The sequence below is a fragment of the Campylobacter sp. DY7 genome, from assembly GCF_057802535.1.
In genome coordinates this window covers 86,320-109,039 of sequence record NZ_JBYJAU010000004.1, presented here as the reverse complement: position 1 = coordinate 109,039, position 22,720 = coordinate 86,320, and the positions used below count along the sequence as shown (strand labels likewise).

Annotated in this window: 18 protein-coding genes; 6 read left to right on the top strand and 12 right to left on the bottom strand. The window is 27.9% G+C overall.

The window, feature by feature from the left end; translation table 11 throughout:
* The first annotated feature begins 34 nt into the window (after positions 1–34).
* The 4 genes from AC1B00_RS03985 to AC1B00_RS03970 all read left to right on the top strand — a co-directional run bounded on the left by AC1B00_RS03985 (position 35) and on the right by AC1B00_RS03970 (position 2,478).
* Positions 35–778, top strand: coding sequence for a hypothetical protein (locus AC1B00_RS03985; RefSeq protein WP_488848225.1), 744 nt, complete (start codon positions 35–37; stop codon positions 776–778).
* A 99-nt stretch (positions 779–877) separates the two neighbouring features.
* Positions 878–1,096 carry a type II toxin-antitoxin system Phd/YefM family antitoxin gene (locus AC1B00_RS03980; protein ID WP_239818543.1) on the top strand — a complete coding sequence of 73 codons (219 nt, stop codon included), beginning with the start codon at positions 878–880 and terminating at the stop codon, positions 1,094–1,096.
* Entirely contained in the window at positions 1,083–1,811 is a 729-nt protein-coding gene (locus tag AC1B00_RS03975) for an alpha/beta fold hydrolase (protein WP_488848224.1), read from the top strand. Before AC1B00_RS03980 ends, AC1B00_RS03975 begins: the two co-directional genes overlap by 14 nt.
* On the top strand, positions 1,789–2,478 hold the full coding sequence (locus AC1B00_RS03970) for a hypothetical protein (protein WP_488848222.1): 690 nt from the start codon (positions 1,789–1,791) through the stop codon (positions 2,476–2,478). Before AC1B00_RS03975 ends, AC1B00_RS03970 begins: the two co-directional genes overlap by 23 nt.
* An 11-nt stretch (positions 2,479–2,489) precedes the next feature.
* Here AC1B00_RS03970 and AC1B00_RS03965 read toward each other — a convergent pair whose 3' ends face one another.
* The 7 genes from AC1B00_RS03965 to napA all read right to left on the bottom strand — a co-directional run bounded on the left by AC1B00_RS03965 (position 2,490) and on the right by napA (position 8,977).
* Entirely contained in the window at positions 2,490–2,855 is a 366-nt protein-coding gene (locus tag AC1B00_RS03965) for a TM2 domain-containing protein (protein ID WP_336610865.1), read from the bottom strand.
* Between the two features lie 148 nt (positions 2,856–3,003).
* Positions 3,004–3,315 (bottom strand): chaperone NapD, encoded by a 312-nt coding sequence (locus AC1B00_RS03960; RefSeq protein WP_488848221.1) that lies wholly within the window; start codon positions 3,313–3,315, stop codon positions 3,004–3,006.
* Positions 3,312–4,142 carry a WD40 repeat domain-containing protein gene (locus tag AC1B00_RS03955; protein WP_488848220.1) on the bottom strand — a complete coding sequence of 277 codons (831 nt, stop codon included), beginning with the start codon at positions 4,140–4,142 and terminating at the stop codon, positions 3,312–3,314. The genes AC1B00_RS03960 and AC1B00_RS03955 overlap by 4 nt, the downstream gene beginning before the upstream one ends.
* Positions 4,139–4,660, bottom strand: a complete 522-nt coding sequence (locus AC1B00_RS03950) for a nitrate reductase cytochrome c-type subunit (protein WP_488848219.1) — start codon at positions 4,658–4,660, stop codon at positions 4,139–4,141. Before AC1B00_RS03950 ends, AC1B00_RS03955 begins: the two co-directional genes overlap by 4 nt.
* On the bottom strand, positions 4,657–5,451 hold the full coding sequence (gene napH, locus AC1B00_RS03945) for a quinol dehydrogenase ferredoxin subunit NapH (protein ID WP_488848218.1): 795 nt from the start codon (positions 5,449–5,451) through the stop codon (positions 4,657–4,659). The genes AC1B00_RS03950 and napH overlap by 4 nt, the downstream gene beginning before the upstream one ends.
* Positions 5,451–6,203, bottom strand: a complete 753-nt coding sequence (gene napG, locus AC1B00_RS03940; protein ID WP_336610861.1) for a ferredoxin-type protein NapG — start codon at positions 6,201–6,203, stop codon at positions 5,451–5,453. The genes napH and napG overlap by 1 nt, the downstream gene beginning before the upstream one ends.
* A gap of 5 nt (positions 6,204–6,208) precedes the next feature.
* Positions 6,209–8,977, bottom strand: a complete 2,769-nt coding sequence (gene napA, locus AC1B00_RS03935; RefSeq protein ID WP_488848217.1) for a periplasmic nitrate reductase subunit alpha — start codon at positions 8,975–8,977, stop codon at positions 6,209–6,211.
* A 277-nt stretch (positions 8,978–9,254) separates the two neighbouring features.
* On the opposite strand from napA, the gene nrfH reads away from it, so the two are divergent.
* Complete coding sequence (gene nrfH / locus AC1B00_RS03930; protein WP_336610859.1) at positions 9,255–9,722, top strand: cytochrome c nitrite reductase small subunit; 468 nt, start codon at positions 9,255–9,257, stop codon at positions 9,720–9,722.
* Between the two features lie 12 nt (positions 9,723–9,734).
* Positions 9,735–11,408, top strand: a complete 1,674-nt coding sequence (locus AC1B00_RS03925) for an ammonia-forming cytochrome c nitrite reductase subunit c552 (RefSeq protein ID WP_336610858.1) — start codon at positions 9,735–9,737, stop codon at positions 11,406–11,408.
* A gap of 395 nt (positions 11,409–11,803) precedes the next feature.
* Here the strand turns inward: AC1B00_RS03925 and AC1B00_RS03920 are convergent, their stop codons facing one another.
* The 5 genes from AC1B00_RS03920 to AC1B00_RS03900 form a co-directional block, all read right to left on the bottom strand.
* Complete coding sequence (locus AC1B00_RS03920; protein ID WP_488848215.1) at positions 11,804–13,750, bottom strand: BCCT family transporter; 1,947 nt, start codon at positions 13,748–13,750, stop codon at positions 11,804–11,806.
* Between the two features lie 140 nt (positions 13,751–13,890).
* The gene (locus AC1B00_RS03915; protein ID WP_488848213.1) at positions 13,891–16,566 is read right to left on the bottom strand and encodes a hypothetical protein; all 2,676 of its coding nucleotides are present in this window, start codon (positions 16,564–16,566) and stop codon (positions 13,891–13,893) included.
* Between the two features lie 212 nt (positions 16,567–16,778).
* Positions 16,779–20,897, bottom strand: a complete 4,119-nt coding sequence (locus tag AC1B00_RS03910) for a hypothetical protein (RefSeq protein ID WP_488848212.1) — start codon at positions 20,895–20,897, stop codon at positions 16,779–16,781.
* Positions 20,898–20,941: 44 nt separating this feature from the next.
* Entirely contained in the window at positions 20,942–21,997 is a 1,056-nt protein-coding gene (locus AC1B00_RS03905) for a sensor histidine kinase (protein WP_488848211.1), read from the bottom strand.
* A complete protein-coding gene (locus tag AC1B00_RS03900; protein ID WP_488848210.1) occupies positions 21,990–22,655 on the bottom strand; it encodes a response regulator transcription factor in 666 nt (221 codons plus the stop codon). The genes AC1B00_RS03905 and AC1B00_RS03900 overlap by 8 nt, the downstream gene beginning before the upstream one ends.
* Between the last annotated feature and the right edge of the window lie 65 nt (positions 22,656–22,720).

Sequence of the window (22,720 nt, the reverse complement as noted above, 5' to 3'; positions counted from 1 at the left end):
ATGGAATTTAATAAGAAGCTATAAGGATAATAAAATGACTTTAAAAAGTCTTTTAATAAAAACTAATGTAATTTTAAAAAATATATTTTTTTATCTAGCTTGGTTTTTATTCTTAATAGCTTTTTATTTAGGGGGTATAAGCTATATTCCTTGCTTTATATTTGCTTTTGTATTTTTTAAGATTTATCTTTTAATAGCTAAAGGTGATTTAGATAGCGATGTATTTATGCAAGATAGGTTTTATTTATTATTAAAACATATTGCATTTTTTATATCTTTTATTTGCCTAATTAAAATTATTTATAATTTTTGTCTTTATGATAAAAGCGTTCATAAAAGTATCGATACTCTTCAAAATATCATGCCATTTGCTATATTTGGTTTTGTGTATTTATACCTAGCTAGAGTGTATAAAAACTATAAAATTTATTTTAAAAAATACTTAGCTTTAATTATGGCTATACTTTGTGCTTGGTGGTATTATGATGACTTTTTAAAACAAGCAAATGAGCTTATAACAAGGATTTTAAAATCAGAGCTAAAGTGTAGCAACCTTGAAAGAGTTTGCATTGTGCTTAACAAAAGCATATTAGATGATATAAATCTCAAGTTAAAAGGTAAAAACGATGATGAGATAAAAGAGATTTTAAGTCAATTTGATTTTAAAGCAAAAAACGAATATTTTTATTTTAATAAAATACTTTTAGGTAAAAGCGTTAATATTAGGCTTGAGCTAAAAGATGATGAAGTAATTGAAATTATAGTTGTTAGATTTTAAATACTAAATATTATAAAAATAAGAATTTCGTAGTTGAAATTCCTGATTTAAATTCCTTTGGATTAGTTTTTGCTTTTAGAATAAAAAGCAAAAAGGATTATTATGAAATTTAGTCAAGATGAGATTTTTTCAGCTACTGAAGTGGTGCGTAATTTTTCGGCGATTTTGAAAAAAATTGAAGGAAATAAAAAGGTTTTCGTAGTAAAAAATAATAAATTTCAATGCGTTATGCTAAATCTAAATGAATATGAAAAATTACAAAATGCTCTTGTAATTTTAGAAGCGATTTATAAGGACAAAAAAAATGGCAAAAATTAATGTAAATAACATATCTTTAAGCTATTTAGTAAAAAAAGGCGAAGGAGAAAAAAACGCTTTAATAATGCACGGCTGGGGAGCTAATAAAGAATTAATGGAGCAGTTTTTCACTCAGGCACTAACTCCGCATTGTAAGCAAATGATATTTTTAGATTTTGCAGGTTTTGGTGGAAGTGATGAGCCAAAATATGCTTTTAATTCACAAGATTATTTAAAGCTTAGCGAAGATTTTTTAAATGAATTAGGAATTAATGTAGATATTTTATTAGGGCATTCATTTGGGGGTAAAATCGCTTGTCTAATGGCTAGCAAAAAAGATTATGAAGCTTTGATTTTATGTGCAAGTGCAGGACTAAAACTGCCTAAGAGCTTTAAGACAAAATGCAAAATAATTCTAGCAAAAACACTAAATAAAATAGGCTTTAAAAATATTAGAAAATTATTAGCTAGTAAAGATGGTGCAAATCTAAGCGATACAATGTATCAAACATTTAAAAATGTAGTTGATGAAGATTTTAGCGATGAAATTAGTAAAATAAATACAAATACTTTATTATTGTGGGGAGATAAAGACACTGCAACTACCCTAAAAATAGGTCAAAAAATGAATAGCTTAATCAAAAATTCAAAGCTAATAACATTTAATGGAAATCACTTTTTCTTCATGCAAAATAATATAAAACCAGCTATAAATGAATTTTTATCAAAAGCTTGAAAACTTAGAAATCGTATATTTTAAAGATTGCTTTAGGCATTGCAACGGGCATTGTTGCAATGCTAATAAGGATTATAATGTAGTAATTCCTATGTTAAAAAGCGAATACGAATATATAAAAAATAAAACTAAACTAAAATTTCTAGCATCAATAGATTATAAATTAAATTGTAGTAAAACAATAACTTTATGCTTTTTAGAATGTGATTTAAAAGGGCTTTGCGATTTTCGCCCACTTGCTTGTAAGCTTTATCCGTTTTTTGCAAATATTGATGATGAGCAAAATATCATAAATTTAAGAGAAATTAGTCTTTATGATATGTTTTATAAAAATCTTAAATCTCATCCTTGTTATTTAGTATCAAATCATTATGAAAAAACAAAAGAGCAATTCATACAAAACATAAAAGAAATAATAAACGAGCCTATATTGATTTTTAATTTTATGGCTTTAGAGCTTTTAAGAAAATATTTGAAAATATATTTTAATTCTTTATATGATGAGTTTTACCTTGATAATATCCAAAATAAAAAAGAAATTTTACATAAAAATAATTTTTTAAAAGCTTGGCAAAATGATGATTTTAAAAAAGAATTTAACGAGCTATATGAAAAACTAAGCAAAAAATTTAAAAAAAGCTTAGATGAATATTTAGTGAATAATTAGGATTTTCCTAATTATTCAACAGCTTTTAAGATTTTATTAAAATTATCTTTTTGAACTGCTTTATATACAAAAAATAAATCAATTAAAATATACAAGAAAAAGAAAGGCCCAATAAATATACCAAGACCAAAAATACATAATATAAAAATAATTAATTTTATAGCACCTAAAATATAGTTTCCTTGATAAAATCTATCAACTCCTAAACCACCAAAAAACAAACCTAAAACAAGAGCTAAAATAGGACTTTTAAAAGATAAATAAGAAATATTACTAAGCTTATTTTCATCTGTATTTTTTAATTTTTCAATTAGCATTAGCTTGTGAGTGCTTGAGATTTTATTTCCTATTAGTAGCATTATTGAACTTGCATCCATGAAGTATCCTTAAGAAAAATTTTAAAGACGGATTATAACAATCAAACTCTTAATAAAAACTAATATTAATTTAATAAATAAAACAAATATTTATTAAATTAAAAACAAGAATTTAAAATCAAATTCCTATTTCAAATTCTTGTGATTTTTAATAATTTTTATATATGTTTCCGTAGTATTCAATCTCTTTTGCTTTGCTTAAAGCATTTACTTTATCAGCCATTCTTTGTGCGTTTATTTCTAAATTAAATTCTTCAACTTCACTAAAAGCCATATTAACATCAATAACACTTCTAAGTTTTTTAACATTATTAAAGGTTGCTAAAGTTTCATCAAAATCATTAGCTTCAATTAATACAATAAACTTATCTTCAATAACCTGCTCTAAACTAGCATTAGCAACATTTTTTATTTCATCAACAAACTCATCTTTAGCAACAACTACAAGAGAAGAAATCATTTAAAATCCTTTTCATATAAAGTTTTTGAATAAGCATTTAATCTTAAAGTATCTTCTTTAAACAAAATTGAATTAAGATATAAATTACCTATATTAATCTTTTCATCGCCTACACAAATATTATTATCCACATCGCAAGAATATGCTACTAAGCCATTTGAACTAATAGCACAATTATAAATTAAATTATTACTTTCTATTGTATCAATAAGATTTAGTTCATCATCGCTTATAATAGCTTTTCTATCGGTTGCACAAGAGATTATTTTATTTGCCTTAAAATCAACATTATAAATATTATCCTTATGCACTTCTTTTGTAATATAAGTATGATTATTTAAATCATACACAACAATCTTGCCGCTTTCAAATCCTAATGCTATTTTTGCTTTATCTTTATTAATACTTGCTGCATTTATGCTTGCATTTGAAAAATGAACTCTTTTTATTTCTTTAAAATCTAAATCAAGAAATATTATCTCACTTGCAAGTGAAGTTAAAATAATCATATCTTTATATAAAAACGCCTTATTAATATCGCTTGAAATCTTTTTGCTTTTTATTTGGTTATCTTTATAAATGTTTAATGTTTTTTCCCCAAATTCTGAGCTAATCGCTAAAACCAAACCCTTATAATCATCAATAAAAATAACATTACTTCCTAATTCAAATTCTTTATTATCATTTTTAAAAACACTATTATCACAAGCAATATAATCATTATTAATATAATTTATATAACAATCATAATTTTTAGCACTAAGTTTATCTAAGCTTAGCTCATTTGCTAAGCTTAGACTTGCTATTAGTAATAGCAATTTTTTCATTTCAAACCTTCGTTGATTACATCTAATAAATTTGAGCGATGTTTGCCTAATTCATCTTTACCAAAATCAGGTTTAAATGTGTTTTTAATACCACTATCAATATTTGCTTGTGGTGCGTGGCATTGAACACAGTTATATCTTGCTTGTGATATTGCATCAAGCTTTTTTTCATTTCTTAAATCATAATAATGGCTTGCTGGCATAGGTGTTGCTTCTTCATCGCTTAATTTTACACGCTCATTATCAGCACCTAAATCATGACAACTAAGGCACATATTATTATCTTGTGTAATAGGCAAAAAGTCTTCTACATTGTGTGGGATTTGTGGTGGAGCATTAAGAAATGCTCTTTCAAATCTTTGAGCTTCTCCAGCTTCTTTTTCTGAATATGTGAAATTTTTAATTTCAAGGCTTTTTTCATCTTCTAAAGAATGTTTTCTTAAACCAATTTCGCTATCACTTACACTTGCTGCAAACATCATACCACACGCTGCAAGGCTTAAAAATATTTTTTTCATTTTTTTCCTTTCATAAAGTTAATTAAATTAAAGTTAAGTGCATCATCATCGCATACTTCAATACATCTACCGCATTTAATGCACTCAGAATTACTAATATCTCCACTATTTTTAGTAATTATTGCTAGGACTTGATTTTCTGGGCAAATTGTTTTGCATTTCATACATTTTGTGCATTTGTTTAAATCATAATTTATTTTTAAAAAACTAAATTTTGAAATCAAACTATAAAACGCACCTAAAGGACAAAGATGAGAACATACTAAGTTTTTTTGCACAAATAAATCAAGTAAAAATATAATAATAGCTACAAAAATCGCTGAACTTTGCATAAAAATAATCCCTCTAGTAACTATTCCTATATGAGAGTATTTTTCAAACACAGGTTCTTGAGCTATAAAAGATAAAAGCAAAATACTAAACAAAATAAAATATCTAGTATTTTGTTTAAAATTAGTTATTTTTGAGCTTTTAAGGTTAGAGTTTTGTCTAATTACACCAGCTAGATTTGTAATCAAATTAATAGGACAAACCCACGCACAAAACGCACGACCTAAAAACAAGGCATAAATTATAAAAACCAAAAATGCCGAGATAAAAAGCCCAAAATTAAGACTAAAACTAGCTAAAAATATTTGCAAGTAAGCAAAAGGATCGCTTAAACTTATGCTATTAAATAAAATTGATGAGCTTAAATTTCCTTTTAAAATAAAATCACAGCTTGGCAACATAAATAAAGCTAAAATACCAATTTGAGTAATTCTTCTTAATAATAAATACTTATTTTTCATTAAAAATCTCCATCATTTAGGTAATTTATAGCTTTTTTATCATCGTGTTTTTTGCTTGTATCAATATTTTTTAATCTCTCGTCATCACCACTAACCCAACCTTTAACATAATTATCATTTCTCTCACCTAAAATAAAACTAGTAGGTAAAATAACAATAGCAGGTTTTTTGGTAATGCAAACTTTTTCACACAATCCACAGCCAACACAATAATCATAATCTACTTTAGGAACTAACATTGCGTGTTTTTGCGTTCTTTCATTTCTTTTATATTCAAGCCTTAAAGCCTTATCTATAAAAGGACATGCTCTATAACAAGCATCGCATTGTATTCCAAAATGTGCCACACAAGAACTCTCATCTACTATTGCACGACCGATATTAACTAAAGATATTTTATTAATACTTTTATCAAGTGCATCAGTTGGACAGGCCTTTATACAAGGCAAGCCATCGCATAAATAACAAGGAATTTCTTTTGCAACAAATTTTGGCGTTCCATTACTTGCAACATCGTTAGCACTAGCTAAACTTAAAGTATGGTAAGGACAGGCTTTTACGCATTTAGCACAGCGAATGCAATTAGCTAAAAAATGCTTTTCATTCTTTACTCCTGGTGGGCGTAAGAAAAAGCCTTTTTTAAGCTCTATTTTACTTTCGCTTTTTGGCGTGTCATTTAATTTAAAAATACTAAAAGCTCCAACACCAACTGCTACAATTTTAATTGTATTCGTAAAAAACTGCCTTCTCATAACTCTTAAGCCTTAGTGATTTTTACTGCACACTTTTTAAAGTCAGTTTGTTTTGATATCGGGCATGTTGCATCAAGAGTAACTTTATTGATATAAACATTCTCATCAAACCAAGGAACATAAACAAGTCCTCTAGGTGGTTTATTTCTACCTCTTAAATCTACACGAGCTTTTACTTTGCCACGACGAGATTCAACCCATACTAATTCTCTTTGCTCAACTCCTAAAGCTTTAGCATCTTCTGGATGCATATAACACATTGCCTCAGGCACTGCACGGAAAAGCTCTGGAACTCTCATAGTCATTGTTCCACTATGCCAGTGCTCTAAAACCCTACCTGTGCATAACCAGAACGGATATTCTTTAGATGGACGCTCAGGCGCTTTCATAAATGGTCTAAAGAAGATTTTTGCTTTATTAGTAATTGCAGTTGCTTCTTCACTAGTTGGGTTTTTTAAATCGCCACTTTTAATTGATTTATCAAAATCTCCATAGAATGCAAAATCGCTATTTGGATTAGCTTTTTTAGCGTAGAAGTCATATTTGGTATTAAATCTCCATTGAGTTTCTTTACCATCAACTACTGGCCATCTTAAGCCTCTTACCTTATGATAAGTTTCAAATCCAGCTAAATCGTGTCCGTGACCAGCTCCGAATTTTCTATATTCTTCCCATAAATATTTTTGAATAAAGAAGCCATAACCCTTAAATACCTTGCCATCACTTCCTTTTACATTTCTATTATCGCCCTTAACTTCACTATTCATCCAGTCTTTCATACTATCGCTTTCTAGTGAAATTTCTTTACAATCAGCATTAGCAAATAATACATCATATAAAGTATCATCTTCTTTATAACCCATTGCTTTTGCTTTTTCTAAAACGCTTGGTAAAGTAGTCTTTTCATCAACTTTTACTTCTCCCCAAACTTCGCTTAATTTAAAGCGTTTGCTAAGCTCTAATAATTGCCATGTATCACTCATAGCTTCGCCTATTGGAAGAACTTGTTGTCTCCAGTGTTGAGTTCTACGCTCAGCGTTTCCATAAGCTCCCCATTTTTCATAAATCATAGCACTTGGTAAAATTAAATCAGCAACTTTTGCACTAATTCCAGGATAGCAATCGCTTACTACTATGAAATTATCTTTTTCTCTAGCTGCTTTTATCCAGTGATTTGCGTTTGCTGTATTTTGCCATGGATTATTTACCATTACCCATGCGAATTTTTGCTTACCATCTTCTAGGTTTCTCATCATTTGCATAAAGTGATTACCCATTACGCCATTGATTGTTCCTTCTGGAACTTTCCATATTTGCTCACTTTTTGCTCTATGTTTTGGGTTTGCTACAACCATATCAGCAGGAAGTCTGTGTGCGAATGTTCCAACTTCTCTAGCTGTTCCACAAGCACTTGGCTGACCTGTTAAAGAGAATGCTCCATCACCTGGTTTTGCTTGTTTGCCAAGTAAAAAATGCACCATATAAGCAAGTTCATTTACCCAGCTACCACGAGTGTGTTGGTTAAAGCCCATTGTCCAAAAGCTTACTACTTTTCTACTTTTTTCAATATATAAATCAGCTAAAGCTTTTAGTTTTTTCTTAAATTCTTCTATATCTTCATCAGGATTTCCCTTAGCTACGCTTGCAACATAATCTAGTGTGTAAGGCTCAAGAGCTTTTTTGAAATCTTCAAATTGAATTTGCCAGTTAAGTGCTGCTTGTGCTGCGTGTTTCATTTCAAATTTATCACCAGCTTTTACACCTAAATGACTTAATGCAGTTGCTTCTTCGCTATCTAAAATTATTGAGTTTTCTTTAGCAACGGTGTCTTTTTCTGCTTCACTAAAGCTTGGGTGATTTGGATTATTTCTCATTCCATAGCCAATATCAGCAAATCCTGTTGTAAATACGCAATGATTTTTTACAAAATCCCAATCAATTGCTTTTGGATTGTTATAAACAATTTCTCTTGCAATGTAGTTTAAAATCGCAATATCAGAGCTTGGAGTAAAGATAATTTCAATATCTGCAATATCGCTTGTTCTTGTTGTATAAGTAGATAGATTTACGATTTTAACACGCTCAGGATCTCTTAATTTTCTATCGCTTACACGGCTCCATAAAATTGGGTGCATTTCAGCCATATTTGAACCCCAGCAAACAACAGTATCTGTAAGCTCAATATCATCATAACAGCCTGCAGGCTCATCAATTCCAAATGTTTGCATAAAGCCAATAACAGCACTTGCCATACAATGTCTTGCATTTGGGTCAATATTATTACTTCTAAATCCTGCTTTAAATAGCTTTGCAGCAGCATAACCTTCTTGAATAGTATGCTGACCACTTGCAAACATTCCTATACCATTTACACCTTGCTCTTTTAGAGCTTTTTTCATGTGTTTTTCCATTTCATCAAATGCTCTTTGCCATGAAATTGGTGCAAATTTTCCTTTTTTATCAAATTCACCCTTAGCATTCACTCTTAAAAGTGGAGTTACTAATCTATCTTCTCCATACATAATCTTAGCATTAAAATATCCTTTAATGCAGTTTAGACCGCGATTTACAGGTGCTTCTGGATCGCCTTTTGTAGCTACGATTTTGCCATTCTTAGTAGCTACCATAATACCACAGCCTGTTCCACAAAATCTACAAACAGATTTATCCCAAGTCCAACCATTAGCTTCATTATTAGCTAAAGCCATACTAGGAGTTACACAAGCTGCAGCACTTGCGATTGCTGTGCTTTTTAAAAACTCTCTTCTTTGCATAATTTCTCCTTAAAAATATTGTGTCAATAGGTTAATTCATTTGCCTTAAAAACTTATTGATTAAGATTAATTTATTTTTTTAAAACAAATCAAGTAATATTATCAACTTTATATTAACTTTAAAATTTATAAACAATTTTATAGATTAAAAACACTATATTAACGATATTTACTACTTATTATTAATTTAAAATTAAAAAATATTATTAATTTCTATCAATTATTTTTAAGAAACTATATGTTAAATTAATGTTACAAATCTTTACAAGGTGTATAAATGAAAAAACCAACAAACAAACTTTTATTAGCCCTTTGTATTTTCATAGGGATTTTTATTGGTGGTGGAATTTATACTTTTATAATAGCAGATGGCTTTTTAATGATGACTAGCAAGCCAGAAGCCTGTAGCAAATGCCATATCATGACAGATGTATATGATAGTTGGGCTAAAGGAGAGCATTCAAGCAATGCAGGTTGCGTTGATTGTCACTTACCACAAGGCGATTTTATGGCTTACTGGACTAAAAAAGCTTATCATGGTTTAAAACACGGCTATTATTTTACAGTAGGAGGAAATCCACCTAATTTAGAACCTACAGAGATGACACATGAAGATGTTAATCGTAATTGTGCAACTTGCCACAAAGATTACGCACATAACGCAATTAATGCGACTACTAACATTAGTAGTGAGCCGCTTGATTGTCTTAGTTGTCATAGAACAATAGGTCATTTACATAATTAATAAGGAGAAAATATGTCAAAAACAACTTATGTTGCAGCTATTGTGATTGCTGCTTTAGGTGGTGCAGGTTTATTTGCACTAAATACAAATATTGCAGAACATAAAGGCGAGAGCAAAACTCAACCTTTAAAAACTTTTGAAATTAGCGATGAAGAACCAGATTTTGCTAAATGGGGTAGAAACTTCCCAGCTCAACTTGATGGCTTTTTAGCTATGAAAGATATCAATTTCGAAACTCCATTCGGTGGAAGCTTACCATATAGTAAAATTATTCGCTGGCCTGTTACAACAACATTTTGGAATGGTTATGCGTTTGCAGTAGATTATTCTAAGCCAAGACTTCATTATTATTCACAAATTGATCAAATGGAAACAAAAAGAAATAATAAAGAATATCTAAACTCACACGGCTTACCAGCATTCAAAGGCCAACCAGGCGCATGTATTAACTGCCACTCAGGCTTTGTAACTGCTATTTATAGAAGTGATAAATTAAGTGAATTTAGAAATGACCCAGTAGAAGCTTCAAAATTACCTATGGGATTTTTTGATGCAATGGGAGCTGAAGGTCAGCTTATGAAAAATGCTTGGACAAAAATGAACTCAACTCCTTATTTTGATGTTATGAAAAAAGTTGAAGAAAAATATGGAGATGGAATTCATGGTTCTCACATGGGTTCAACTTGTGCGGATTGTCATAGCCCTGAAGATATGAGTCTTCGTGTAACTCGCCCAGCATTCATTAACGCAATGGTTTTAAGAGGATATGAAGCTGATGCTAAGAGCGGTATTAAAGCAAATAGAAAAGCAATGAGAAACTATGTTTGCGAGCAATGCCACGTTGAATATTATTTTGAAGGAAAAGATTCTACATTAGTATTCCCATGGACAAAATGGAAAAAAGACGAAGCATTCAAAATAGAAAACTTTGATGAATACTATGATGAGAAATTTGCTAATGGTGAGTATCCACAAGATTACATTCAAAAAGATACAAAAGCAAAGATTATTAAAATGCAACACCCAGAAGCAGAGCTTTATTCAAGTAGCGTTCATGCAAAAAGCGGTGTAACTTGTGCGGATTGCCATATGCCATATAAAAGAGATGGGGCAAATAAGGTTACAAATCACACTATCCAAACTCCTTATGCTGACATAAATGCAGCTTGCAAAACTTGCCACCCACAAAGTGAGCAACAATTAAAAGACAGAATTGCAAGTATTCAAAATCGCCACGCTTATGAGTTAAGACAATGTGAAAATAACTTAATGGCATTAATTCAAGATATCAAAACAGCAAGAAGTGAATTAGCTAAGCATCCTGAGTTTGCTAGCTTAGAAGGTAAAGCACAAGAAGATGCGATTTCAAAAGCACTTGAAAAATCACTTTATGCTCATAGAAAAACTCATATTAGATGGGACTTTGCATTTAGTGAAAACAGCTATGGTTTCCACTCACCACAAGAAGCTATGAGAATTATAGGTCAATGTAAAGAATTAGCTCGTGAAGGTCAAATGACTTTAGCTAATGAGCTAAGCAAATACGGAGTAAAAATTGAGCTAACTAAAGAGGCAACAATTCCAGCAGCTCCTGAAAAGCTAGATCACAAACCACCAACAGCAAGCCTTCCAACAGAAGCTATGAAAAAAGTTGATGAAGATATAAAAAATCTAAACTTTAAATAATAAATTGCGAGATTTTTCTCGCAATTTAAATGATTAAATCTTTTTAATTCCTATTTTAAGTTCCAAAAACTTATTTTAAAAATACAAGAATTTGAATTAGGAATTTCATTAAATTATTAAAACAATAGCTTTAGTTTTATAGCTTCCATTTATTGCTTATCAAAAAAATTGAATTAGCTTTTATTTATTTAGCAAATAACTTTAAAAATCTAAAATTGCTTTTGTATATTTTTGATTTTACTATAAGCTAAACTTCTTTGCTTGCGAAAAGCTTTTTGATTGTTCTTTAAAATCTATTTTATTAAAATCAAATTCCTATTTCAAATTCTTTCAATTTTTCAAAGAATTTGAAATAGGAATTAGGATTTAAATTAAATAAATCCTAATTAATTTTATTATTTAGAATCAATTGTAAAAATCTCATTATCACTATCATCTAAAAGGTTTAAATATCTTTCATAATGCTTTAAAATATCTACTATTATTTCTTTTTCATTAAGATATTTTATATCATAACCTAATCTATCATCTCCAAAAAATGTCATAGGTCTATATTCAAATTCTTTTGAGACATTCGGCAAATTTTCATCATCTAATAAAGTCTTATTTACTTCATGCTTTATTATTTTTACTCCGTAAATAAAGTCTTTTGATAATTCTTTTTTGATTATTAATTGTATGCTGCCTTTATTTTCTTCTATGAAAGAGCTTAAGCCTTGTTCGTCTAATTTCGCCTTTATTTTAGCCATTGCAGGTCTTACAAAATCTTGTAAAAATATTTTCATATCTTTAATTTGAGTTTGTTTTAAAATAAGCTCAAGCCTTTGCTCCCAAAAATCGCCATTCCAATACACACTTGCTTTGCTTACTTTTGCTCCAAAATATCTACTATCTACAATAAGTCCTTTTAATAAAGAAGCACACATTAAAACAAGCATTAAAGCAAAAGGCAGAGCAACAATCATCGTAACACTTAAAATACTATCAAGACCACCAGAATAAGAAAGTGAAACAGCAATAGCAATTAAACTAATTCCCCATAAAACGCTTTGCCATTTATAAGGCTTTTCCTTACCTGCACTAGCTAATGAATTAAGCACGAAAATTCCACTATCAGCAGAAGTTATGAAAAATAACAAAAGCACAATTAAAGCTAAAATCGCACTAATATTTGATAAAGGTAAAAGCTCTAAAAACTCAAACAATAATCTTTCAGTACTATTAGTAAATGCTCCTAATTTATCGCTAAATTCTAAAGCAAAATTACCAAATACGCTAAACCATAAGATATTAAAAGTAGTTGGGACAATTAATACTCCGAAAATAAATTCTCTAATAGTTCTACCACGAGAAATCTTGGCGATAAAAAAACCAACAAAAGGAGCCCAACTAAGCCACCAAGCCCAATAAAATATAGTCCAAGAATTAAACCAAGGAATATAAGATTTATCATATACATAGGTTTTAAAACTAAGCTCTACAAGATTTGAAAAATATATACCTAGATTTGAGCTAAAATTTGAAAGCAGATTTACTAAATCACCACAAAATAAAACAAAAAGCATTAATAAAAAAGCTAAAACTAAATTAAGTTCGCTTAATACTTTAAGCCCTTTTTTAACTCCTGTGATTGCAGAAATTGTAGATAAAGAAACTACGATTAATATAATTAAAACTTGTTCGTTAAAAGAAATATCATTTAAAAAGCCTAATTTAAATAAACCTGCATTAAGAGAGCTTGCAGAATATCCTAAGGTAGTGCTAATCCCAAAAACGGTTACAATAAGGGCTAATATATCAATAACATTTCCCCAAAAGCCATAGATTTTGTTTTTTAAAAATGGATAAAAAGCACTTCTTAAAGTTAAAGGCATTTTATAACGAAAGCCAAAATAAGCCATAGCCAAAGCACAAACACCATAAATAGCCCAAGGATGAATACCCCAGTGAAACAAAGTATGAACTAAGGCTTCTTTATCACTTGAATTAAGAGTTTGCTTGTGAATTAATGGCTCGGCTACTCCAAAATACATAAGCCCTACTCCCATTCCAGTAGCAAACAACATAGAAAGCCAAGAAAAAAAGCTAAAGCTAGGCTCATCATCATCTTTTCCAAGCTTTATATCTCCAAATTTAGATAAAGCAAGCATTAGCATAAATGCTACAAAAAAACTTACACTTAATATAAAAAACCAAGAAAAATTAGCAAAAATTAATCCTTTTAAATATGTTAAATACTCACTTGTTTGTGTAGGCAAAAACACACTTAATGAAACTAAAATTACAATAAAAATAATACTTGGAATAAATACAGCGGGTAAAAAACTTGTTTTAATTTTCATATTATCTCCTTGTTTTTTCAGTCTAACAAGGCAGGGTTAATGAGATTTGTGAAATTAAAAGTGCAATTAATACGATATATTTAAATAGTAGGCAAATTAGCCATTAACCAAAAAAGCTCTAAATCCTAAGGATTTAAAGCTTAAAATGTATATCTAAAAGATGAATTAATATTGTGAGAAGTATTGTAAATTCCGCTAAAACTTTGCTCGTAATCTACAATAATCATTAAATTATTAGTTATATTAAAGCTTGTTCCAAAATTAACTAAGAATTTTTTATCTTTTTTATTGTTCTTAGCAAATTTTAAACCATAAATATCAATGTCTAAATCGCTTAATTTTGTTAAATCATAAGAATAACCTAAAGCTAAATTAGTATTTATATATTCATTTAAACTTGCTCCAAAATTCATTCTTGCTTCAATATTTGCAAATAATTTTGAATCTTTATTAAGGCTTAATTTGCTATTCTTAAAGTTTAATTTATCGCTATATGCAAGGTTTAATTTTAAACTTGGTTCATAATAATATTTATCTCCAAACTTATATCCGCTCTCAAAACTAAGTTTATATAAGTTATTCTTAGCTTTTAAATCGCCTAATACATCATCATTTAATTGATTTTTAACATTTGTGTAACTAAAAATTGCATCTAAATAAAAACTATCGCTTAATAAAGTAGCATAAAGACCACCGCCAAAGCCATTTTGCTTAATAAATCCTTTTGTGCTTGAGTATTTATAAGATGCACTTAAAAATGCTCCTAAATATAAATCATAATTATTTAAATTATTTAATCTATCAGCACCTAAGTAAAAATCATTGCTTTTGAATGCAAATTGTTTATTATAATTAGTTCTTGCTCCACTACCTCTAGTCCAAACGCCATTTAAAACTTTTGCATTTCTTAGATTAATTGCTCTTTTATTTAATGTGCTAATATCATAAAAATTAAGATTTAAAAACGCATTTAATTCATCAAGCTTTAAGCTAGTTTTATCATTTAGTGTAGGTTTTATAATATCGTTAAATGCTATTGTTTTACTTTCAATTTCTTTTAATTTTTCATCAATCTCACTTCTTGTAAAACCAAAAGCTTTTAATTCTTCATCACTTAATTTGCTAAGCTCTCTTATTTCTTCATCGCTTAAAGTAATAGCAAAACCATTATCTGTATTATAATCAATCACATCAGTATCTAAATCATTATTTAAATCATCATAAATAATGTTATCTTGTGTATTGTCATTAATAATTTCTTCATCTTTACTAGAAGGCACTAAAATTTCATCTATGCTAGGATTAGCATTAGTTTCTTCACTTGGAAGTGTGTTATCAATCGGAATTTTAATAGCTGTGTCTTCAATTTTAGTTGCAGGAATACTAATTGGACTTTTTGTAGCTGTATCTTCAATTTTAGTTGCTGGAATGTTTTCTTGATTAGAAGCATTAGACTCATCTATGTTAGGATTAGCATTAGTTTCTTCATTTGGAAGTGTAATAGGAGTTTTAATAGCTGTGTCTTCAATTTTAGTTGCAGGAATACTAATTGGATTTTTTGTAGCTGTATCTTCAATCTTAACAGCAGGAACGCTAATTTTTACAGGGTTATTAATATAATATATTAATTCACTAGCTGTATTGCTTGTCGCAATATAATTTCTATCTACATTTAAAGTAATTAAATCATCTTGATAAGCTATAAAATTATTAAAAAATGTTTCGCTAATATTATTCATACCTTTTGCAAGAATAGCAAGCTGCATTTGGTCTTTAAAATAATCATAATTAATAACATTATTTGATACAACATTTAAAAATTCTAAAGTATTGTTATCTCCACTTGTATTTTCACTCACAAACAATGGTTGAAAAGTATTTTTAGTAATATCTATTTGATAAATACTATTGCTTAGATTTAGACTTTTTACTTCTTCTATGTTTGATAGCTTTGAATTAGTTGCAATTAATTCATCAAATCCAAATATCAAACCACTACTTATAACATTATTAAAATTAGCTTTAGAATAGCCTTTAAGCTCTCCGGTAAAAACCGAATTTGTTGCGTTAATTTCTCCATAACCCGAATAATTACCATCAACATAACTATTATCAACACTTAAATTCTCAATTTCAGCTCCGTTAGCTATATTAGAATTCATATAAGAATTATTTAGTTTCATACTGCTTAAACTAGCTAAATCATTACTAAAATCAACTATTGAATTATTTACTTCATAAGAAGTCATTGCTTCATTAACTAAAACTACTGAATTACTAACGCTTACCAAATCAGAAGCTGACATTCCAACAGTATCATAATGTAATACACCATTGTATGCACCATCAAGACCATAAAAATAATCATAATTAATAGCTGTATCAAAATCCCATAAAGGAGTTGTATTAACATCTACTTCACCAATTTCTAAATTAGCAAAAATTGTATTCGTTCCATCTTTTTTATCAATAAAATAAACATATTTTTTTGTTTCATCAAGATTTGAAAATATAGGCATATTTGCTTTTATATCTTGATATGTATAGCTTTCGTATTGACCACCTATAAAAGGAACATATTTAGCACCCCAAAAGTATTTTGTTAAATCTTGATTAAGTTGTGCGTTAAAGCCTGTCAAATCATTAGTGATTTTAATAAAATTATCACTTGTCCTACTATAAAATTTTGCTAACTCTTCCTCAGATGAAAATTCTAGCCAGTTTTCAAAAAATGGCATATCAGCAACTGCAAAAGATTTTACAGAAAATAAACATAATAAAGAACTATTAAATAAAAATTTCTTAGTTAAAAACATTTTTATAACCTTTGTGAAAAATTATTTCTTATATATCGGCAATTATTAAAAATAATTTATATATAAAATAAAAATAAAAAAGATATTTATTATAATGTAAATAAAATTAAAATATTTTTAATCAATATGATTTAAAAATAAATAATTATTAATTTTGGAATTTGAAATAGGAATTTGATTTAGGAATTTCAATAAAGAAATTCCTAAATATTTTATTTTTTTGTATATTCAATACTAAAATTATTATCAGAACTTACTTCGCTTTTTGAATAAGTTCTAATTAAATCTTTTACATATTCATTCTTATCTTTATCGCTTGTTAATTCAACACTAACAACACCATTAGGAAGCTTAGTAATCTTAGAATTATAATCGCTCTTAAAACTAATCTCATTTACAATATCAACCACAGGTTTTAAATAATAATGTCCTTTACTAACCTTACTATTATAAAGAGTGCTTGCATTACCAGTTTTATCCGTATATTTTAAATCCAAATTAGTCGGATTGATGTTTATTATTTTTGAATTAACTGGAGCTCTTAAATCCTTATATAAAGAATAAGCATAAATAAACGAATAATCCTTACCAAAACTCACCCAATCTCCACCATCAACCCTAATAGCACTACTACTATTAAGACTAAATTCATTTACATTTGGTTTTGATAATATATTTTTACTAGGTGCTAAATCTTTTGTTTCTTGAAATTTCGTATAGCCTATTTTTGTAATAAATTCTAAATCACTCTCATTAGCTTCATAATCTTTAGCAACACTACTTAAAGTATTTAATTTAATATTTACATCATCATCTAAGGCTTTCATTTTTGTATCAAAAAGCTTATTTAAAATATCTTTATTAGCACTTAATATCATTGTTATATTTTGATTTAAGATATTAATATCTTTTAAAGCTAATTTATTTGTAAATACTCTATATCTTTTACTAGCTTGTGTGTCATTATTGTCTAAAAATTTTAAATCAAACTCTACATCAATATCTTTATCAAAATATTTATAAACATACTCTAAGCTATCTTTATTGCTTGAGCCTTTGTTTTTAATATTTAAAGGAATATTTAATGAATGAGTAAAATCACAATTAATTCCTAGGCATTTTTCAAACTCACTAAATCCTACAACCTCATCAGAAAACAATACCGCATCAGATAAACCTTCAGAAGTTTTAATACCATCTAATAATGTGGTTGATTTACTAGTAAAACTAGCCTCACTAGAGATTATAGGAATATGACAAGCAATCTTACCATCGTTTGCAACTAAATTATAAGTTTTATCAATTTCTCTATCACTTAAATATTTTAAATTAGTTGAATAGCTTATATTATTACATTTCTTATTTGTTATATCGCTTCCTACATAATCATTATCAGTAAATGTAATTAGACCATCACCAGCTAAAGGATATGCGATTACCATATCAAAATTATATTTACTACCACTATTGTTAAATACAATAGGATTTTTCTTACTTACCTTATAATAATCTTTTGTTTCTAAATCAAAAGAATAAGGCTTATTAGAACTATCTTTTACATTTAATTTTGCTTCTTTTATACCTATATTTAAAACTAAAGGATTATTATTGTAATCTAATACACTAGCTTTAAAATTACTAATAGGAGCTTTGCCTTTTAAACCATTTCCTGCTTGTGTAGAAAAATCACTTATAGTAATTTTCGCAGGTCTTACTATGAAGCTTTTGCAAGTATTATTTAAAACTTCTCCTTGCATAGTGGTTTGCTCATAACATATATCGTGAAGTCCTGCTCCAACATTAATAAATTCTATTACAAAATCTCCCATATTTTGATTGTCAGGATTTACTCTAACATCATCTTTATCATAAACTAATATCTTAGTTCTTTTGCTATCATCACTACTTGCTGTATGTGAATAAAAGCTAACCCTTGTTCTATCAGCTTCATGAGTAAAACCTATATAAACATTATTTCCAGCAACCCTTGTATAAGTATCATTTGCAATTTTTGCTTTCTTATCGTTTAAATCTTTAATGCTAGGTCTTGTGTTTTTATCATTCCAAATACTTCCGAAATTAAATTCCTTTTGAATAATTTCTTCATCTGTTAGAATAAAGGCTTTTTCTTCGCTTATTCCTTTTATTATGTTATTACTATCTCTTTCAAACATAGGTCTTTTATCATTATCATAAATTCTTTCAACTGATAGTTTTATAAGCGCTGGTTCATCTAAATTAAATCTAATACTTCTTACTAAATATTCAAGTAATTCTTCATTAGAATAATCTAAATCTATTTCTTTATAAACAACATTAGGATAAGCTTTTTTAATCTCATAAGCATTTGATTTTTTTGTTAATGTGCTAATTTGAACATTTAAATCTATATAATATTTACTCAAATCCTTATCACAGCATTTAGTAAAATTTCCATCTTTTGTCTTAGTATAATCATATCTTTTCTCAAGCTCATGATTATTATTTAAAGGTTTTATATGAATATTCGGCAGCTTATTAAATAATGGATATAATTTATCTGCTACTTTAAAACTTACAACTGGCTTATTATCACTTGGTGTAAAATAAATTTCTGTTTTATCAGCGTCTGGATAAAATAAGAATTTAAAATTAGCATTTATTACTGGATTCTTTTTATAAAAACCTATCAAACTATCATCTGGAAATCTACCATCTCCATATTCTTTACCCCATCTTACAATCTCATCTGCTGTAAAATACTTAGGATACTTTAAATGTGCATATATATCTCCAACTGAAGCTATAAATTTTCTAGCATTATCTTTATAATATTTATATTCTTCTTTAAATGAAGTAGGTCTTAAGTGTAGGCTAAACAATCTTTCGCTAATTCTTTGTTTGCCATCAATATCCATAGGCATAATGCCTGTTCTTTGCTTCATTCCATCTTTTTTATATTTTGTATTTTTGCAGTCTTTTGCAAAATCAAAAACACCAGGTGCAATCTTTATAATACAATCTCTTGAATTTGTTACTTCTTTATAAATAGCTTTTTCGTTTTCTATTCCATTTCTAGTTTTATGAATACTATAAACTACTCTTTCATAGTTTGTATCCTTAAATGGAGAAAAGCGTTTAGAAAATCTGGCATTATCTAAAACCTTATTGTTATTATAAATAAAATTTCTAAGCCTTAAAGCCTTTAAATCATAAGTTTTACTCTCATTTGACTTCCATAGATTTTTATCATTGTAATAACCATAAGAAGAAAAATCATAACCATCATAATACTCAGTATTAAAAGTATAGCATTTACCTAAGCCTGCTTGATGATTTATAAAATATTGATTAGCTAAAAATCCCCATTTTGCATTACCTTTTATAAATTCTTTAGGAGAATATAAAGCATTATTTTTTAAGAAAAATTGCTCTGAATATCTAGCACATTCATCGTTCGTATAATAAGCATTATCATTTAGCGTAGAACCTACTTCGTTTTCATCTAAAGTCATAGGAATTTTACTTGCGTATTTTGAATTATCATAATTTTTTTTACAGCCTTTACTTGCCATAAACTTAACGAATTCATTATAAAGTCTTTCGCTATCATAATTAGTAACCGAACCATGCTGATAACCTAGATAATTATTTGCGAACCTATAAGCATCTGTTCCTTTTTCACCATCATTTAATTGTTCGCTTAAATAAAAACTAAAAGGAGAATTTAAACTACTTGCTAAAACTATAATTTTACCTGTTGTATTTACTTTAAATTCTTTAAATACATCTTGAATATATGATTCATCATAAAAATATGAACTCATAGAAAAATCAAGCTCAGTATTTTTATAAGGATCAATAACATAAGGATTTGATTTTTGATGAGAGATAAAATCTTGATAATCACTTGGATTGTGGTTTTTTCCTGCTACTTTATCTTGATAATTTACACAAAAAACATTTTCTCTAAATCTTCTTGAATCTGTATGATGAGATGATTTTTCTCCATTAAAACTACCGAAATTATTTACAATATATCTTTGATAATCAAGCTTAGCTTGAGCATAATCCCAGTTAAAACCCCAATTTATAATAATTCTTTGCTCATCATCAGCATCAGTTCTATTAAAATGATCATCTATATTAAATATCTGATAGAGTTGAAAGCAAGCACCTCTGCCATTGTTATTGTTTCTGTTATTATTTACAACACAATCTGCTAAATCTATATCGGTATGCTGTTTTGAATTATGAGCTCCTAAATACATTCCAAAAGGATGAACCTTAGTTGTGTATTCATAAGAATACAAACTTGAAACCAAAGCAATAGATAAAAATATTCTTTTCATAACTAAGCCTTAAAAAATTTATCAATTATTATAATTTATTAAAATTAAGCTTTAAAAGTATATTTAAAAATAGCACCTTTTTCATAATTATAAGCTTCATATAAAATATCGTATTTTTTGCAAATATTTCTTACAATATTTAGCCCTAGCCCAAAACCACCTTGAGCTAAATCTTCTCTTGCATATCTTTGCCAAATTCTCTTAGTGTCTTTAATGCCGATTCCTTCATCTTGAATGATAAAATACATTTTATTATCTTGTTTTTCTAAAATTACTTTTACTTTTGAATTAACTTTAGTGTATTTTAAAGCGTTTGAGAGATTATTATCTACTAATCTTAGCAATTCTACTTCGCTAATTAATACAAATAAATCATCGCTAATTCCTAATTCAAATTCCACGCTTTTTAAACTAGCAATTGTCATAAAAAAGTTTATTCTATTTTTCAAAAATACTGAAAAATTAATGTTCTTTAAAGGGTATTTAGCATTTGGATTTTCTATATAAAATCCTACATCATCATAAGTAGTTTTCATTTGATTTAAGGCTGCTTTTATTCGTTTTTGATATTTACTCTCTTCTAACATATCAGTATTTAAAAGTGCAACTCCAAGCGGTGTTTTTAGCTCATGCATTGCATCATAAAAAAATGTATTTATAGTATTCTTGTACCAAATTAGGCTCTTAATATTATCTTTATAAACAAGATAAATTAAGATAAATAATATAAAAGCTCCACCACCAAAAACAATAATAGTATTAACCAAGCTCTTATTATAAACACAAGGCTTTCCTAAAACTACATAATAATTTTTGCCATTGATTTTCTTTTGATACTTGTAATAAAGATAAGAATTATGGCATTTGTATATGAAATCTTCTCTTATTTCATTGATATTTAACTCACAACTTAAAACTTCTTCATCATTAAAAATACAAACTTTAGCATCTTTTAAATCGCCAAATTCTTTATTAGAAAACGCAACTAATTCTAATAAAGTCGTATTTTTATCATTTGCTACGCTTAATTTTAAAATCCCAACAGAAAGTAAAGAAAAAATTATGATGATTAAGGTAATAAGTAATGCTTGTCTAGACATTAATTTTATATCCTAAACCTCTTTGTGAGATTATAAAATCATCGCTTGTTTTTGCTCTAATTCTTTTTACATAAACCCTTACATCGCTTACATCAGATTGCTCTAAAACTTCATTATTCCAAACATATTCATATATATTATGAACACTTACAAAGCTTGATTTATTGCCTAATAAATACTCAATTAAATTAATTTCTTTATTTGTTAGCTCTACTATTTTATTATTTTTGCTAAGAGTTTTATTCAAGTAATCATAAGTAAAATCATTTGCTATTTTTATTATTTGATTATTAGTGTGAAAAAATTGTTTTAATAATTCTTTTACACGATATTTTAATTCATCTAATTCAAAAGGCTTTTTAAGATACTCATTACACCCTAATTCATAACCTTTTTTAATACTTGCAATATCCGTTCTTGAAGTCATCATCATAACTGGACTTGCAATATTTAAACTCTTAATATAAGCTAAAACTTCAAATCCACTTGTATTAATCACTTTAACATCTAAAATGTATAAATGATAGAATTTATTTGCTATTGTTTTACAGGCTAAATCGCCATCGCTAAAAACATCTACACTAAAGCCTAAATCTTGCAAATACTCACAAATGCTTGTTGCATAAATATAATCATCTTCTAATAATAATATTTCCATCTTCCACCCTTTAAAGGCTCATTTTAATACCTTAAAATTATTTTAATTTTAAATATGGAATTTGA

Bases quoted from the DNA above. Each gene is read 5' to 3' on its own strand.
- AC1B00_RS03985 (WP_488848225.1), top strand. From the start codon at position 35: ATGACTTTAAAAAGTCTTTTAATAAAAACTAATGTAATTTTAAAAAAT.
- AC1B00_RS03975 (WP_488848224.1), top strand. From the start codon at position 1,083: ATGGCAAAAATTAATGTAAATAACATATCTTTAAGCTATTTAGTAAAA.
- AC1B00_RS03970 (WP_488848222.1), top strand. From the start codon at position 1,789: ATGAATTTTTATCAAAAGCTTGAAAACTTAGAAATCGTATATTTTAAA.
- AC1B00_RS03965 (WP_336610865.1), bottom strand. From the start codon at position 2,855: ATGGATGCAAGTTCAATAATGCTACTAATAGGAAATAAAATCTCAAGC.
- AC1B00_RS03960 (WP_488848221.1), bottom strand. From the start codon at position 3,315: ATGATTTCTTCTCTTGTAGTTGTTGCTAAAGATGAGTTTGTTGATGAA.
- AC1B00_RS03955 (WP_488848220.1), bottom strand. From the start codon at position 4,142: ATGAAAAAATTGCTATTACTAATAGCAAGTCTAAGCTTAGCAAATGAG.
- AC1B00_RS03950 (WP_488848219.1), bottom strand. From the start codon at position 4,660: ATGAAAAAAATATTTTTAAGCCTTGCAGCGTGTGGTATGATGTTTGCA.
- napH (WP_488848218.1), bottom strand. From the start codon at position 5,451: ATGAAAAATAAGTATTTATTATTAAGAAGAATTACTCAAATTGGTATT.
- napG (WP_336610861.1), bottom strand. From the start codon at position 6,203: ATGAGAAGGCAGTTTTTTACGAATACAATTAAAATTGTAGCAGTTGGT.
- napA (WP_488848217.1), bottom strand. From the start codon at position 8,977: ATGCAAAGAAGAGAGTTTTTAAAAAGCACAGCAATCGCAAGTGCTGCA.
- nrfH (WP_336610859.1), top strand. From the start codon at position 9,255: ATGAAAAAACCAACAAACAAACTTTTATTAGCCCTTTGTATTTTCATA.
- AC1B00_RS03925 (WP_336610858.1), top strand. From the start codon at position 9,735: ATGTCAAAAACAACTTATGTTGCAGCTATTGTGATTGCTGCTTTAGGT.
- AC1B00_RS03920 (WP_488848215.1), bottom strand. From the start codon at position 13,750: ATGAAAATTAAAACAAGTTTTTTACCCGCTGTATTTATTCCAAGTATT.
- AC1B00_RS03915 (WP_488848213.1), bottom strand. From the start codon at position 16,566: ATGTTTTTAACTAAGAAATTTTTATTTAATAGTTCTTTATTATGTTTA.
- AC1B00_RS03910 (WP_488848212.1), bottom strand. From the start codon at position 20,897: ATGAAAAGAATATTTTTATCTATTGCTTTGGTTTCAAGTTTGTATTCT.
- AC1B00_RS03905 (WP_488848211.1), bottom strand. From the start codon at position 21,997: ATGTCTAGACAAGCATTACTTATTACCTTAATCATCATAATTTTTTCT.
- AC1B00_RS03900 (WP_488848210.1), bottom strand. From the start codon at position 22,655: ATGGAAATATTATTATTAGAAGATGATTATATTTATGCAACAAGCATT.